Annotated in this window: 12 protein-coding genes and 2 tRNA genes; 8 read left to right on the plus strand and 6 right to left on the minus strand. The window is 33.1% G+C overall.

The window, feature by feature from the left end; genetic code table 11:
- On the minus strand, window positions 1-1317 hold the full coding sequence (pgi, locus tag MMJJ_RS07680; RefSeq protein ID WP_104838311.1) for a glucose-6-phosphate isomerase: 1317 nt from the start codon (window positions 1315-1317) through the stop codon (window positions 1-3).
- 31 nt (window positions 1318-1348) lie between these two features.
- The gene (locus tag MMJJ_RS07685) at window positions 1349-2917 is read right to left on the minus strand and encodes a glycogen synthase (protein WP_104838593.1); all 1569 of its coding nucleotides are present in this window, start codon (window positions 2915-2917) and stop codon (window positions 1349-1351) included.
- A 104-nt stretch (window positions 2918-3021) separates the two neighbouring features.
- Here MMJJ_RS07685 and MMJJ_RS07690 point away from each other — a divergent pair, with 104 nt between their 5' ends.
- From MMJJ_RS07690 to rplJ, 5 genes are all read left to right on the plus strand, one after another.
- Window positions 3022-4197 carry a glycosyltransferase family 4 protein gene (locus MMJJ_RS07690; RefSeq protein ID WP_104838312.1) on the plus strand — a complete coding sequence of 392 codons (1176 nt, stop codon included), beginning with the start codon at window positions 3022-3024 and terminating at the stop codon, window positions 4195-4197.
- 104 nt (window positions 4198-4301) lie between these two features.
- Window positions 4302-6167, plus strand: a complete 1866-nt coding sequence (locus MMJJ_RS07695; RefSeq protein WP_104838313.1) for a glycoside hydrolase family 15 protein — start codon at window positions 4302-4304, stop codon at window positions 6165-6167.
- Between the two features lie 67 nt (window positions 6168-6234).
- Window positions 6235-7458, plus strand: coding sequence for a glycoside hydrolase family 57 protein (locus MMJJ_RS07700; protein WP_104838314.1), 1224 nt, complete (start codon window positions 6235-6237; stop codon window positions 7456-7458).
- 16 nt (window positions 7459-7474) lie between these two features.
- The gene (gene engB / locus MMJJ_RS07705; RefSeq protein WP_104838315.1) at window positions 7475-8167 is read left to right on the plus strand and encodes a GTP-binding protein EngB; all 693 of its coding nucleotides are present in this window, start codon (window positions 7475-7477) and stop codon (window positions 8165-8167) included.
- Window positions 8168-8292: 125 nt separating this feature from the next.
- Window positions 8293-8814, plus strand: coding sequence for a 50S ribosomal protein L16 (gene rplJ / locus MMJJ_RS07710; RefSeq protein ID WP_011171233.1), 522 nt, complete (start codon window positions 8293-8295; stop codon window positions 8812-8814).
- A gap of 62 nt (window positions 8815-8876) precedes the next feature.
- Here rplJ and MMJJ_RS07715 read toward each other — a convergent pair whose 3' ends face one another.
- Genes MMJJ_RS07715 through dnaG form a run of 3 tightly spaced genes read right to left on the minus strand, consistent with a single transcriptional unit; the run spans window position 8877 to window position 11831 of the window.
- Window positions 8877-10154 (minus strand): UbiD family decarboxylase, encoded by a 1278-nt coding sequence (locus tag MMJJ_RS07715; RefSeq protein ID WP_104838316.1) that lies wholly within the window; start codon window positions 10152-10154, stop codon window positions 8877-8879.
- A 39-nt stretch (window positions 10155-10193) separates the two neighbouring features.
- The gene (locus MMJJ_RS07720) at window positions 10194-10487 is read right to left on the minus strand and encodes a UPF0058 family protein (RefSeq protein WP_011171231.1); all 294 of its coding nucleotides are present in this window, start codon (window positions 10485-10487) and stop codon (window positions 10194-10196) included.
- 33 nt (window positions 10488-10520) lie between these two features.
- Window positions 10521-11831: a DNA primase DnaG gene (gene dnaG, locus MMJJ_RS07725; protein WP_104838317.1), complete on the minus strand. Its 1311-nt coding sequence runs from the start codon at window positions 11829-11831 to the stop codon at window positions 10521-10523.
- Window positions 11832-12064: 233 nt separating this feature from the next.
- Here dnaG and MMJJ_RS07730 point away from each other — a divergent pair.
- The 3 genes from MMJJ_RS07730 to MMJJ_RS07740 all read left to right on the plus strand — a co-directional run bounded on the left by MMJJ_RS07730 (window position 12065) and on the right by MMJJ_RS07740 (window position 13149).
- Window positions 12065-12137 (plus strand) — tRNA-Gly (locus MMJJ_RS07730).
- An 18-nt stretch (window positions 12138-12155) separates the two neighbouring features.
- Window positions 12156-12228: transfer RNA gene (locus tag MMJJ_RS07735), tRNA-Gly, on the plus strand.
- A gap of 120 nt (window positions 12229-12348) precedes the next feature.
- Complete coding sequence (locus MMJJ_RS07740; protein WP_104838594.1) at window positions 12349-13149, plus strand: DUF2334 domain-containing protein; 801 nt, start codon at window positions 12349-12351, stop codon at window positions 13147-13149.
- Here the strand turns inward: MMJJ_RS07740 and MMJJ_RS07745 are convergent.
- Complete coding sequence (locus tag MMJJ_RS07745; RefSeq protein ID WP_104838318.1) at window positions 13146-15581, minus strand: DUF5814 domain-containing protein; 2436 nt, start codon at window positions 15579-15581, stop codon at window positions 13146-13148. The two genes, MMJJ_RS07740 and MMJJ_RS07745, sit on opposite strands and share 4 nt — an antisense overlap.
- Window positions 15582-15591: the final 10 nt, after the last annotated feature.

Here is a 15591-nt window from a genome sequence, read left to right on the forward strand (position 1 = left end):
TTATTTGGAAGTTATAATATATTTTCCATTTATGTATTTTTTTTCATAATCAATTTTTGAACCTGTTAAACATTCATGAGCTATCTTTTTTCCATATTCAACTGCAGGCTGGTCAAATGCATTAATCCCGTAAAGTTCTCCAGAAATCGCAGTCTGCATTTCGTACATCAAGAAAAGTTTTCCCATGGTGATTTCATTTAATTCTGAAAGTGTAATCTTTACATTTGGAATATCATTATGTTTCATCGAGTTTTCAGTTCCAACTAGTTCTGAAGTAATTACTTCGGATAAATTATGGCCTGAAAGATGGTGGTCATATTCGTACTCAATTTTCAAGTCATTTCTATATTTATTTACTTTTAAAAATGTCGCGATTTTATCATCCGGGCCGTCCATATAGAGTTGTAGTTGGGAATGCTGGCTTGTTGCACCAACTGCAATAACTGGAGTCTGTCCAAAACCATTTTTTCCAAGACTTTCAGCCCAGAGCTGTCCGTACCACATTCCAAAACTTCTAAGTCGTTCAATATAGGGCATCATTACTGAAACAGTTTTTCCTCGGTTGTACATAAGTTTATGAATTACTGCATTCATTAAAGCTGGATTTTTGAAAATATCTTCGCATTTGCAAGATTTTTCTATACTTTTAGCACCATCAATTAATTTTTTGATATCTACATTAGTACATGAAAGTGGAGCAATCCCAACTGATGATAGAACAGAAAATCTTCCTCCTACATTTTCTGGAACTTCAAAATGAATGTATTTTTCTTTTTTCGTAATTTTTTCAAGTTCCCCGCCGCTCGTAATCGAAACAACATGTTTTTCCAAATCAATGTTTTTCTTTTTCATTAAAGTTCTAACTATAAAGAAATTTGCGAGGGTTTCAACGGTATTTCCCGATTTACTTATGACAAATACGAGGGTTTTTTCCAAATCAATGTTTGATAAAATATCATGGGTTTTTTCAGGGTCAGAATTGTCCATATAGTATATTCTTGGAATTTCGTACCTTGATGTGAAATTTCCAAGTATTCCTGTTTCAGCAGCCCTTAAACCTAAATTTGATCCACCTATTCCAATAATAAGAATATTTTCAAAGTTTTTGGAGTACTCATTTAATTCGTAATATTTATCTAAATTATCATTCAAAACATCTAAAAATCCAAATTCCCCATTAAGTTCTTTTTCTTTTAAATTTTCAATAATTTTTGAAGATTCATTGTTAAATGATTCTAATTCTACATTATTAATTCCCAAATTGCCCAAAGTTTCTTCCATTACATTATCGTATTTGAAGGATAGTTCCCCGTTCATCGTACTCCTCCCGAAAAATAGTTATGGTTATTTAAAAGTAGTGTTTGTACATTGCACCGCCAAAAAGTGCCCTGTATCGTTCAGAACTGTCGTTATTTTGCCAGCTCAGGTTTTTTTGTACATGGTGGTAGCAGTTTTTAATTAACATGTATAATGGACTATTTTCCTCATACGGACTTTCTGGGCAGTGCACGTGTTTATAATTTATAAAAAGACAGGCTTCTTCTAAATTGTAAAACGACCAGTAGAGCCCGTGTTCAATACCCCATTTAAATCCGTATTTATCATAATCATTAAATAAAACACCTGTTGCTATATCAAAATTTGGATTTTTATGCGGATCAGGGTGAAGTGAAATTACAGTATCACTTAAACCTCCAGTATTTCTGGCGATTACTGGAGTTCCATAAGACATTGATTCCATCTGTGTTAATCCACAAGGCTCCCAAAGAGACGGCACAACAGTCCAGTCGCATCCTGCATAAATAATGGGAATTATTGGAGGGCAGTGTCCAACTAATGCCATGATTTTGTCAGGATAACTTTCTGCAAAATCTTTTATTTTTTCCTCAATGGATTTTTCCCCTTTTGATACAAGTACGAAATTAGCGTTATTTTCTTCTAATACTTCGGGCATTGTTTCAAATATCAAATCAAAACCTTTTTGATAGGTAGCACGGCCTACAAATCCGATCATTGGAGTTTTCAATTTTCCTTTGATATTGCCGTGTATTTCAATATCGCTGCCCGAAATATTACTTTTATCCATCTCGTTCCAATCATTAATATATTTTTTTAAATTTTCGCATTTACAAAACCACGATTCTTTTATTTTTGGTTTTACTACCGCTGCATTTGAAATATCGTAATTTTCAATATAACAGTAATCTTTAGGGTTTAGTTTTCCGTTGCTTAAATTTTTCATTCTTTCAATAATCGATTCTGGAGAATAAACGTCCGTGTCTATTCCATTAATTATCCCGTGAAAGGGTTTTTCCTTACATAATTTTTTTAAAAAGTCTAAATTTCGTATTTCTTCTGCATGGTTAGGACTTACAGTATTAACTGCATCGCTAAAATATATCCCATGTTCTAAAAATGAGAATATGTGGCCTTTGTATTCAATTATTGGGCCTTTAAATGCTTCGTTATGTATTGTAAGTGTCGTTGGAAGATTTAGTTTTTCATGACATTTTGCAATTGCAAGTCCGCAAGGCCAGTCGTGTCCTGACACACATTCAATGTTTTCAATATCTGAAAGGAAAGATACAACTAAATCTGCAAAAATTTCGTATTTTATAGGATCCCAGCTATCAAGCTGATTTATTTCAGGATTACTAAATGCAAAAATCTCAAAATTAGAACTTGGATGAACTGCTTTTACCACGTCAAAAAAGAGTTTTGAGCCTTGATATTTTACTTCTATTTTTTTTACAATCTCATGAGGTCTTTTTGAAATTTTGTTTTGATGATCATATGTTATTACATATACTTCATTTCCTAAATTCTTTAAAAATTTTGGTAAATCTTCTAAAATATCCCCTAGTCCCCCTATCGACGTTAAAGGCGCTATTGTCGGTGTTAATGTAACTATTTTCATAAAAATACCCCTTCTCATATACTCCCGTATTTTTATATGCTAATGAAAATATATGTTTAATAGAGAATATATTAGTTTTTAATCTTTGAAGGGGAGTATGTGAAATGAAGGTGTCCATCGTTACTTGGGAGTACCACCCCGTAATGGTTGGTGGTTTAGCAGTACATTGTAAGGGGTTATCTGAAGCGCTCGTAAGGGCAGGAAACGAAGTTGACGTGATAACTGTCGGCTATGACCTTCCAGAATATGAAGAAATAAATGGGGTAAATGTTTATCGGGTAAAGCCAATTTCCCACAATAATTTTTTAACTTGGGCAATGTTTATGGCAAGTTCCTTTGAAAAAAAGATAGGGAGTTTAGGTGTTGAAAATTATGACGTAATACACTGCCACGACTGGATGACTTCGTTTGTCGGTTCAAATATAAAGCACACGACAAAAAAGCCATATGTTCAATCAATTCACAGTACTGAGCGAGGACGTTGTGGCGGAATTAATTCTGAAGATTCAAGGGCAATAAACGATGCGGAATGGTGGGGAAGCTATGAAGCAAATCAATTAATTGCAGTAAGTCATTCAATTAAAGATGAGATGTGTTTTGGATTTAATACGCCATGGGAAAAGGTAAACGTGATATATAATGGCGTAAATCCTTGGGAATTTGATATTAATGGCGATGATAATGAAAAATACAATTTCAGACGAAATCTGGGTGTAAATGATAATGAAAACATGATTCTTTACGTTGGAAGGCTTGTTTATCAAAAAGGGGTTGAACATTTAATCAGGGGATTTCAAAAGTTTTTAATTGGACATCCTAATTCAAAACTAATAATTGCAGGGGAGGGGCACATGCAGGGCCATTTGGAGCATTTAGCATGGGTTTTGGGATGTGGTGACAGAGTTATTTTTTTAGGATTTAAAAATGGAACTTTTCTAAAAAAACTATACAAATATGCGGATGCATGTGTTATTCCTTCGGTTTATGAACCCTTTGGAATTGTTGCACTCGAATCAATGGCTGCAGGAACTCCTGTTGTTGCAAGCGATGTTGGAGGCCTTAGTGAAATTATAAACCATGAATACAACGGGGTTAAAGTTTACCCGAGAGACGCAGATTCTATTGCATGGGGTCTTGATAGGGTAATTTCTGACTGGGGATTTAGAGAATGGGTAGTTAAAAATGCAAAGCACGATGCATATACGAAATACAGCTGGGATGCAATCGCAAATCAAACGATTCAGGTATATAAACGTGCAATCGAAATGATGAAGCAATAAATTATTATAAAACTTGGAATTAATATATTTAATAAGACTTAATTTTGATTTTTACATTTTTTATATTATTTAAATAATTTTTCAATAGATTCAGGGTGGGGCTGATGGTTGGAATTATTGGAAATGGAAATATCCTTGCAAAAATAGATGATTCAGGGTCTATTGAGTACATGTTTTACCCGAGCCTCGGCTATGAAAAACACATTTTTGACGCTTCTTTTGCAATTTACAATCACGGCCTTAGGTGGGCGTGGGACAATGGTTGGGAAATTAATCAAAGTTACGTGAAAGATACGAATATTTTGCGTACCACTTACGAATGCAATGAATTTTTGATGGAATCAAGAGATTATATTCCAATTTCTCACAATATAATAATAAAACAGATTTCAATATCTAATAAAACCGATGAAACTCAGGATTTGAAATTATTTTTTTATGAAAATTTACGAATGGGTGAAATTCCAAGGGAAAATACCGTCCAGTTCATGAAAGACCCCAGAATGATTATGAAATACGATGGAATGTACTCGATGTGTATTGGAAGCGATAAAAAAATCGATTCATACCAATGCGGGGTTAGGTCTTCTGATAAAAGTGCATTGATTGACATTTCAAATGGAATTTTAAAAGAATATTCTACTTCTTCAGGCCTTATAACTGATAGTGCTATTTCATGGGATTTAAAACTACTTCCTGGTCAAAAACAGTCAGTTTCTGTTTATATCATCATGAACGAGTACAAAGGAGACCAGTATAAATTGATGGAAACAATGGATTCTATTAAAGTTGTTATTGATAATCACGAAGACTTCTACCAACTTACAAACTCATACTGGAAAAATTTGCTCGAAACAACGATAAGTAAATTAAGTGCAAATGAATTAAACCGGGTTTCAATGTGCGAAGATTTGTGTAAACGGTCTCTTTTAACACTGCTTCTTTTATGTGATCGGGGCGGGGGAATAATGGCGTCCCCATCTCTTTATCCTGATTACCGACATGTATGGTGCAGGGATGGCGGATATATTGCAGTTGCACTTTCGCTCTGCGGACAGTCCAGCATTGTTGAAAAATATTTTGAATGGTGCAGAAAAACCCAGAATGAAGATGGTTCTTGGGTTCAGAGTTATTATATCAATGGAATTCCTCGTTTAACTGCAATGCAGATAGATCAGGTTGGAACTACGATTTGGGCAGCGTTAATTCATTATCGAAAGAGTGATAATGAAAAATTTTTACGAAAAAATTGGGCAATGTTAAAAAAAGCAGCAGATTATCTATCAAATGCAGCAATTGCGCTTTCTCCAAGTTACGATTTATGGGAAGAAAAATACGGAGTTTTCACATACACTTTGGGTTCAATGTATGGAGGACTTAAATCTGCAGTAAAAATTGCGAAAATTTTGGAAGAAAATGAGGGATTGGTTGAAAAATGGCAAAATTCGCTGAAATTTTTAAAAGAAGAAGTCGTTGAAAAAATATATTTGAATGATAAAAATAGATTTTCAAAAGCACTGCATCCAAAAGACGAAACAACTGATTCAAGTATACTTGGAATAACGGTTCCATTCAACTTGGTAAATGCAGATGATCCAAGAATGGTTGCAACAGCAGACCAGATCGAATCTGCATTTGATTATAAAGTTGGAGGAATTGGCAGATATCCAAAAGACGTCTATTTTGGCGGAAATCCTTGGATTATAAATACGCTATGGCTTTACATGTATTACGAACTGCTTATATATGATCTTTCAAAAAATAAGTCAATTAAAAAGGAAATTTTGAATAATTATCGTGAAAAAAGTTCAACTCTGTTTGACTGGGTATGTAAATATAATTTTAGCGGGTTAATGCCTGAACAGATACACAAAGACCTCGGGGTTCCAATTTCCGCAATGCCTCTTGGATGGTCACATGCAATGTTTATAATTGCGGTTCACGGGGATTTTGAGATATTAATTCCCTAAATTAAGACATATTATATACTATTAATAACACTATTTTCATGTAGTTTTAAATCTGTGGGGGATAATTGTGTTGCTGTCTCTTAATTTCGAGGTCCATCAACCAAACAGGCTCAGAAAATCTGTAAATTTAAACAGTGGGGATTTATGGAACCGCTATGTTGACGTAGAATTAAACAAAGAAATTTTTAACAAGGTAGCAGATAAGTGCTACATTCCTTCAAATATGATAATGCTCGAATTAATTGATAATTATGATATTGAGCTATCTTATAGTATTACAGGCGTTTTTTTAGAACAGGCTCTCGAATTTAATGAAGAAGTCGTTGAATTATTTAGGGATTTAGCAAAAACCGGAAATGTGGAATTTTTAGGTGAGACTTACCACCATTCATTATCTAGTCTTTTTGAAGATCACGAAGAGTTTAAAGAAGATATCCTCGATCATAAAAAATTAATAAAAGAGCTTTTCGGGTACAAAACAACGACATTTAGAAATACCGAACTGATTTTTAACAATAAAATTGCAGAAACAATCAAAGAAATGGGTTTTAGAGGAATATTTACCGAAGGGGCTAACCGTATTTTAGATTGGAGGTCTCCAAATTACGTTTACAGTGCATTATCTGGATTAAACGTACTTTTTAGAAATTACAACTTAAGCGATGATATAGGATTTAGATTTTCTTCAAGGGATTGGAAAGAATACCCTTTAATGGCTGACAAATATGCAAGTTGGCTTTCAAATACTCCTGGGGACTGTATAAATTTATACATGGATTATGAAACTTTTGGAGAACACCAGTGGGCCGATACCGGAATTTTTGAATTTTTAAGGTATCTTCCAAAAGAGTTGGAAAATTATAACCATATCGAATATTCAACCCCTTCTGAAATACTTGAATTGTGTACGCCAAAAGATACCGTTGATGTTTTTGAATTTTCAACCCTTTCGTGGGCTGATTCAGAAAGAGATCTGAGTGCATGGCTTGGAAACCGGATGCAGCAGTTATCCTTTCAAAGATTAAAAGAAATAAGGAAATACCTTGGTAATTATTTAAAACGATATGATGAGAAAGAGCGAAAAGAGTTAATAGAATATAAAATCTATAAGAATATGCAGACTAGTGATAATTTTTACTACATGTGCACGAAAGGTTTTAATGATATGGATGTTCATTCTTATTTCAGCCATTTTTCAACGCCTTATGACGCTTATTCAGCGTATCTTGATGCATATTATGATTTTAAGAATCATCTAGTTTTAAAACTAATTTCAACATATTTCAAGTAGTTAAAAGTGGTTATAAATGTACGAAAACACGAACAGTGAAGAAAATAATAACAACATTCAAAGTCAGAATATGGATATTCAGAAATTTAAAAAATATATTCGAACCGAAAAGAAAGCAGATGAGCGACCGAAAGTAATTGTAATGGGCCGTTCAAACGTCGGAAAATCTACTTTCGTAAAACTTGTAACTGGAAAGAATGTACGGGTTGGAAAAAAGCCCGGAGTTACACTAAAAATTACTGAATATGATATGGGAACTTATATCTTGGTAGATTTGCCAGGTTTTGGGTTCATGGAAGGAATAGAAAAAAAAGCACAGGAAAAAATTAAAGACGAGATCATTCACTATGTAGAAGACAATAAAGATGCAATTGCAGCATCGATTCACATTTTGGATGCTAAATCTTTCATTGACATAGTTGAGAGATGGGGCAACAAAGGAGAGGTTCCAATTGATCTTGAAATGGCTGATTTTTTAGAAGAACTTGAATTAAACCCTATATTTGTAGTAAACAAAATGGATAAAATAAAAAATTCTGAATGGGATAACCACCTTGACAAGGTTTCAGAAACACTTGGATTTTTACCCCCTTGGAGACAGTGGCTTGATAATTTTGTTCCAGCAATAATGAGGGACAATTATGGAATTGATGGAATAAAACACAGAATAAACAAAAGAATAAATAGCTTTAAAAAATCAAAGAAGTAACGACCTTTTTTGAATTTTCAACCCATTCTGCCTTAAGAAATGTTTATATATCATTAGATAGATGTATATTGTAGCACGCTTATGAATGGCTTTTTTATAAACACGAAGCATATGGAGGAACAATTATGGCACTAAGACCAGCAAGATGTTACAGAACTATAGAAAGAAGATCGTACACAAGAAAAGAGTACGTAAGAGCAGTACCTCAACCAAAAGTTGTTCACTACGTTATGGGCAACCCAAGCGCTGAATTCCCGGTACAAGTACAGCTTGTATCAAAATCAGATATTTTAATAAGACACAACGCTTTGGAATCCTCAAGGATTGCAGGTAACAAATACATATTAAGTGAATGTGGTAGAACTGGGTACTTATTCAATATCAGAGTTTACCCTCACGAAATATTAAGAGAAAACAAAATGGCTGCAGGAGCAGGTGCGGACAGGATTTCCGATGGAATGAGATTATCATTCGGTAAAGCTGTTGGAACAGCTGCAAAAGTTAAAAAAGGACAGGAAATCATCACAATTGGTGTAAACCCTGAAAAATTCTACGCAGCAAAAGAAGCATTAAGAAGATGCTCAATGAAATTACCTACAGCATGCAAAATTGTTGTGACAAAAGGAAAAGAATTAATTAAAGATTAATTGGTTATTTCCTATTTTTTTTCAAAATAAAAATTTTTAAAAAAGTATAAGTTTTTTTAAGGTTATTCATCATCTTTTGGAACTTCTGCTCTAATAAATTCCTCTTTTCCTTTTAACAAACTCATTGTAGCATCAATTCCCATTTTTGCAGTTAATTTATTTTTATGGTCCGCTGATGGATCTAAGGATGATCCTTTAGCTCCGGGGATGATTATAATATCTTTATCGCTTTGAACTCTTGTAGCAACCGCGTATTCCACATCGTTTGCATCGTAAATGTTAATATCATCATCTACAACAGTTACGTGTTTTAAACTTGGATGTGCTGCAAGTGCTGCAAGGATTGCGTTTTTACCATCGCCTTCAGTTTTTTTATCGATTGAAACAACGGCATTTAACCAACAGCATCCTCCTTGTGTTAAGGCAACATTTTTAAGTGATGGAACTGTGTTTCTGATTCCTTTGTACATTCTTGGTTCTTGAGGTATGCCCATCAAGAGTTTGTGTTCACTTCCTCCAGGAAGTAGTGCATGAAATATTGCATCTTCTTTTCTTCTAAGTGCTGTTACTTTAATCAATGGCTGTTTTCTTATAACGTCGTATGTTCCAGTAATGTCAACAAATGGTCCTTCATCAACCATTTCTGCCGTTATTTTTGCTTCAATTATAAATTCTGCTTCTGGAACTTCCAAATCAACGGTTTTACATTTTACTAAATTTAATGGTTTATTCATCAATGCAGAAGCGTATTTTAATTCATTAAATGAAACATCTCCTGAAGTTGAAGCTGCAAGTAAAACTGCAGGGTGAACTCCAATAACAATTGCACAATCTACTTCGCCATTACCGATATTTTTGTTGTAGATGTAGTGGAGGTGTCTTTGTTCGACCATTCGAATTGCTAAATTACCATCAGGCCTGACTAAAATCCTGTGAATTGATGCATTTACTCCTTCGTCTTTATCTTTTACAATAACTACACCTGATGTAAGGTATGGACCCGCATCTTTTCCGTAGTATGTTGGAATTGGGTATTCATGAATTTTTTCCAAATCATCATCAATATAAAGTTTTTCTAAACTTTCATCAACGATTAATTCCCCATTTTTTTCATTGTTCATGGATTCAACCATGTGTTTCATTAAATCTTCTTTTTCAATGCCAAGACTCTCTGCAATAACTTCTCTTGTACACAAGTTTCCAATAACTGGGTATCCATTTACATCTTTAATAAAAACTGGTTTATCGTCATTTTCTTTTAAAATTCTTGAAACTCCAAATTTTTTGGTAGATTTTTCAAAAACAAGTTTTTCAATAGAATTTACGAGGTTTTTTACCATATGACCACCTGAAAAGTAAATTAAACAAAAATAAAAAGATTATCGTTTTTTTCTAGCAATTTCTTTACTTAATTTTTCGCCAGTATCATTCAACCTGCTTGCAACACTTCTTGGAACGTTGCCCTTTTCAGACAGTATTTTTCCAATTGTTCCAGATAATAAAAAAATAGCAAAGGTATGTTCTGATTTGGTTCTGTGAATGTGGTGAGGCCTTATATTTAAATCATCATATTCTTTAAACGATTCTTCAAGTTCGATTCCAAATTTTCTTGCCAAATCTTTTCTCATATAAACCAAAAGCTGGTGTAATTGGATGAGTTCATCCTTATGCATTTAATCACCTTTAAATTTAAAAGAAATTGTTATTTAAGCTACAATTTCGTCAAATGAAAATAATCGAAGGTTTACGGGTTTTTTAGTAACATTTATTTCTTTTCCAACAATTATCGGGGTTTTATCATAAAGTAAATCCACAATTTTTTGACTTATCGGCATATCTGCTGCAAAGAAGTCCATTTTTTTGATTTCATGGATATTTGTTAGAAATTCTTTGAATGTATTCGTTTTTTCGGTTCCATCAACAACAAACTTGACGTTGCCTGTATTTTTAATGCTATCCACTATTTCTTTAACTCCGCTGAACTTTTTTTCAGATTGAGTTTCGTTTGTAGCATCAACATCTATAATTTCAGTTTCGGCTTTTTTTACAGACTCTACTATAATTGTTTCTTCTTCAATTGCGTCTTCTTTAAAAACCGGTTCAATAACTGCCGGTGTTTCTACTTTTTCAAAGTGTTTTGGGGTTATTGGTTCAACAATTTCTTTTGGAGTATTTAATTCAATAACTCCAGAACTATTGCAGTTGTTTCCAACGATCTGTTCAACAGGAACTTTTGCCCTCAAACATTTTATCAGTTCTTTTTTAGACGTTCCTTCAACTTCTTTTCCGTACGGTGCTCTTGCAACGTAGTCGATGTCGCAAGTTTGAAGAAGTTCTTTTAAAATTAACTCCCCTCCTCTATCTCCATCGGTAAAAGCGGTTGTGGTCTTTTTCTTTGTTAGTTCCATGATTGATTTTGGAACAGACGTTCCTTCAACAGCTACTGTATTTTTAATTCCACATCTTAAAAGGTTTAAAACGTCGGCTCTTCCTTCAACAACAATAATAGAATCGGAATGTATTATATTGGGACCACAAGGAAGGTTTTCTGGCCCATATTCCATAATTTCTTCAGTTCTTAAAGATTCTTTGATTTCTTCCGTTATTTCATAGGTGTCAATCATTTCGTCCATTAATTTTCTTAAAATAGATCTTGCACGGTTTGTGATGTACTGTCTTTTTGATACTCTGATGTCTTCAACTTCAGTTATCTTAACCGTGGCAAAACAGGGACCAACTCTGTCAATCGTTTCAAGAGTTGCTGCAAGTATCGATGTTTCAACCTTGTCAAGACTTGAGGGCAGTGTTATTTTAGCAAAAGATTTTCCATTGATATTTTCAAGTTCAACATCAATTCTTCCAATTCTCCCGCTTTTTTGCAAATCTCTCAAGTCAAGTTCGTTACTCAACAGTCCTTCAGTTTGTCCGAAAATTGCACCGATAACGTCGTGTTTTTCAACGTAACCATCCGCAATGAGCTCGGTATAAATGATATATTTTGTAGTTCCTAAATCCATAAATGATCCTCCTTATGAAGTTTAACCGACCAGTCTCAAAACCAAATTTTCTCGAAATCATTATTCTAATTTCATCTATCTACTTATAATATTTTTTGTATATATAATTAATATGAAAATTTTCTTTTATTTTGAAGAACAATCTTTTAGCACTCAACTCAACCAAAAAGTTTATATATGAGATACTACAATGTGTAGTATGCTCTGAGATGAGTGAGAATTGGAATGAAATAGCGGCTTTGATGTAGACTGGTATCATACGGCCCTGCCACGGCCGACACCCGGGTTCAAATCCCGGAGGCCGCATCTCTACAGTTAGAACGTGCGCCAGTGGTGTAGCCTGGTATCACTTTGGCCTTCCAAGCCAGTAACTCGGGTTCAAATCCCGACTGGCGCACCTTTTTATTTTAGGCATATTAATTTGTTAATTTAGATTAATAAATGATATGGTCTTATATATTTCAAAACACACTATTTTCAAATACTTATCAACCATTTTACGGGGATATATTTGAAAATGGAAACCCTAATTTTTTTTATTTTAATTTTACTAATTTCAGCAAATTTTTCAAGGTTCTCATCTGAAGACGATTCAAAAGACGAAAAAAACATTTTTGAACCAGTAATTTTGATTCACGATGTTAGCCCTGTTTATTTAGAAGATTTAAAGGAAATTGATGAAGTAATTAGTAAATATGGGTATCCCAAAAGAACGTATCTTTTTTTAATAGTTAATCATGCAAATGAATATCCTTTAGAAGAAAATCAAGATTTCGTTAAATATGTTAGATATCTTCAAACAAAAGGATATAATGTTGAATTACACGGGTACGACCATATTGGATGCGAATTTAATTGTAATTGTACCCTTGCAACGGAAAAAATAGAAAAATCGCTTGAAATATTAAATGGTTTAAAAATTGACGGTATTTCATGTATCCTTCCGCCAAGATATGGGATTTCTGAAGATTCAAAAAAAGCAATGCTTAAAAAGGGTTTTTCTATAATTGTTGGGCAATATGCTTTTGAAGTGGATAATGGTACAGTTTATACATATAATATTACAAATAAGGAATATACTTGGTATCTTGAAGAAAATAATACATTAAATGAAGTAGATATTGCTAAAAAAGAATATTTGGAGTCGGAATACAAATATTTCCTTTCAATACATCCAAAAGCCGTAAATTATGGCGGAGGTATTGAATTTTTGGATGAATTTTTGAATTTTACAAAAGAAGAAAACAGGTTTGATTCTAAAAATCCAAAAAAAGATATTTATTCTTATTTTGGAATTAAAAAAATAGATTTTAGTTAATTTTTATATGGATTTTCCATTTTTTTCTTTAATTTCTCGGATTCTTTCGCTATTTTTTTATTGTAAATATTACCAATTCTTTCAACCGCATCAAGGGTATTTATCGATGTTTCAAGGTAGGAATAGATATCTCCGCTGTATGTTTGAAGTTTTAGGGTATCATGGATTATTTTTGATATTTGAAGCGGTGTTTTTTTGTTTATTCTTAAATTCAGAACTTTTTTGGAATTGTAGTTTATAATATCCTCTTCAATCAATCCATCAAATTCGATTAACCAAGGCAGAATTTCATCCCTTAAGGTTTTATCTTTTATTTTTTCAAAATTTTCTTTTATTACTTCGAAAGCATCGGTAAATCTCGTTGGAATATTTACATTCGTGGTTTTTGAGATTTTATTTTTCAGGTTTGCAGGAATATATGCATTTTCAAAGGGTGAAATTGATACAACAATGTCGAGGGGATTTTTATGCAGATTTTTCCTTATTTTTTCAGCATCTTTAGGATACAAAAATGAAATTGACGTTGCATAACCGTATCGAGTTGTATTTATGTTTTTGTTCTGCAAATCAAGCATTTGATAGCCCGAAAGTGATTCTAAAACATAATTTAAACCCAAATTTTTACCAAGAACTGGAACTTTTGAAACATCAGGAATTGTAACTTTATTTTTGTAATTTTTAATTGAACATACGTTTGCTAAAACCTGTTCAAATTCTTCATCTTCGCTGTATTCTAATGAAACTTCTTCAGGTTCTGAATTTAGCAGTTTAAACGAAACTTCATCTTCAGAATTTTCCATTTTCGCGTGATATTTTTTACCAATTTCAACAAGGCTGTAAACTTTTCCTTTATCATGCATTCCTTTTCTTCCTGCTCTTCCGCACATCTGCTGGAATTCTGACGGGTTTAACCAATCTCCACCCATTGCAAGACTTTCTAAAACAACAGTGGACGCTGCAAAGTCCACACCTGCTGCAAGTGCGGCGGTAGTTACTACACACATTGTTTTCTGCTTTAGAAAATTATCTTCAACATTTCGCCTTTTAGAATACTCCATTCCACCGTGGTAATAATCTGACTTTATTCCTTTGGTATTTAGATAATTTGAGATATATTCTGCTCTTTTTCTTGAAAATGTAAATATTAAACTTTGCCCTCTAAATCCGTACTTTGATTTTGAGCTAAATTCCTGTTTAACAATATCTTTTACAAGATTTAACTTTCCGTAATCGTTTTTGGTAAAAATTAAATGTCTTTCAAGTGGAACTGGCCTTCCATTGTACAAAACAAGTTTTGATCCTAATTTTGAAGCTAATTCTTCTGGATTTCCAACAGTTGCAGAAAGATATATCATCTGACAGGTGAATAAATACCTTAATCGTCCGATAAGGCCGTCAAGACGTGCACCACGTTCATCCATATTCATAGAGTGGACTTCATCAATTACAACGGTTCCAACATCTTTTAATTTTCCCGATCTTATCAAATAATCTATTCCTTCGTAGGTTCCAATTATTATGTCAGAATCAAGGCTTGAATTGATACCGCTTCCTTTATTTTCAGAAAGTCTTCCGGTTCCAACTCTTAAAGATACTGAATAACCTTCTTTTTCGTATCTATCTTTAAATTCAACATATTTTTGATTTGCAAGGGCAACTAATGGAACCAAAAATAAAAATTTACCCTTTTTTTCAGAAATATTTTTAATTCCTGCAAGTTCTCCAATCAAAGTTTTTCCAGAAGACGTTGCAGAAGTAATTAATAAATTATCATTTTTTAAAAGCCCAGCTTTTACAGAAAGAGTCTGAACAGGAAGTAATTCATCGATTCCTCTATTTTTAATAATTTCTTTTAAAAAATCAGGAATATCCAGTTCATTTATTTCATAATTTTTTATATTGTCATCAACATTTCCTGTTAAAACGTCGTATTTTGTAAGTTCCGGATTTTTAAGTGGGTTTTTTGATTTGAAAAGTTCAATTACTTTATTTGCGTCTTTGAATCTTCTAAGTAATTTTTCAATAAACTCCTCATTGATATTTACTTCGTGTTTTACTTCGTCGATTGCACATTCAAGGCAGATCTCGCTGTTGTAAATTTTATATTTATCCGTGATCTCGCTAAATTTTCCTTTAATAATGCAAAAAGGGCATAAATCAATATATCCGTGTTTGATATTATTTTGTTTGAGGAATTCTTCTAATTTTAACGATTCTTCGTCCCCACTTAATAAAACTTTGTTTGATCTAACGAAATTTATCAATTTTGAAGGTTGTATCGGGTTTACATTTCCTGCTTTTTCTTCCCTACATTTGTAAAGTGTAATTCTATTGTTTGCAGGTCTTATTATCCCATAATAAGTCTTTTCATCGGTTAAATCAATAAATTGGATCTCTTCTTTCTTTTTCTTTAATTTTCTCACGATAATCATGGATTCACCA

Origin of the sequence: Methanococcus maripaludis (genome assembly GCF_002945325.1) — an archaeon.
Taxonomy (GTDB): domain Archaea; phylum AGJL01; class Methanococci; order Methanococcales; family Methanococcaceae; genus Methanococcus; species Methanococcus maripaludis.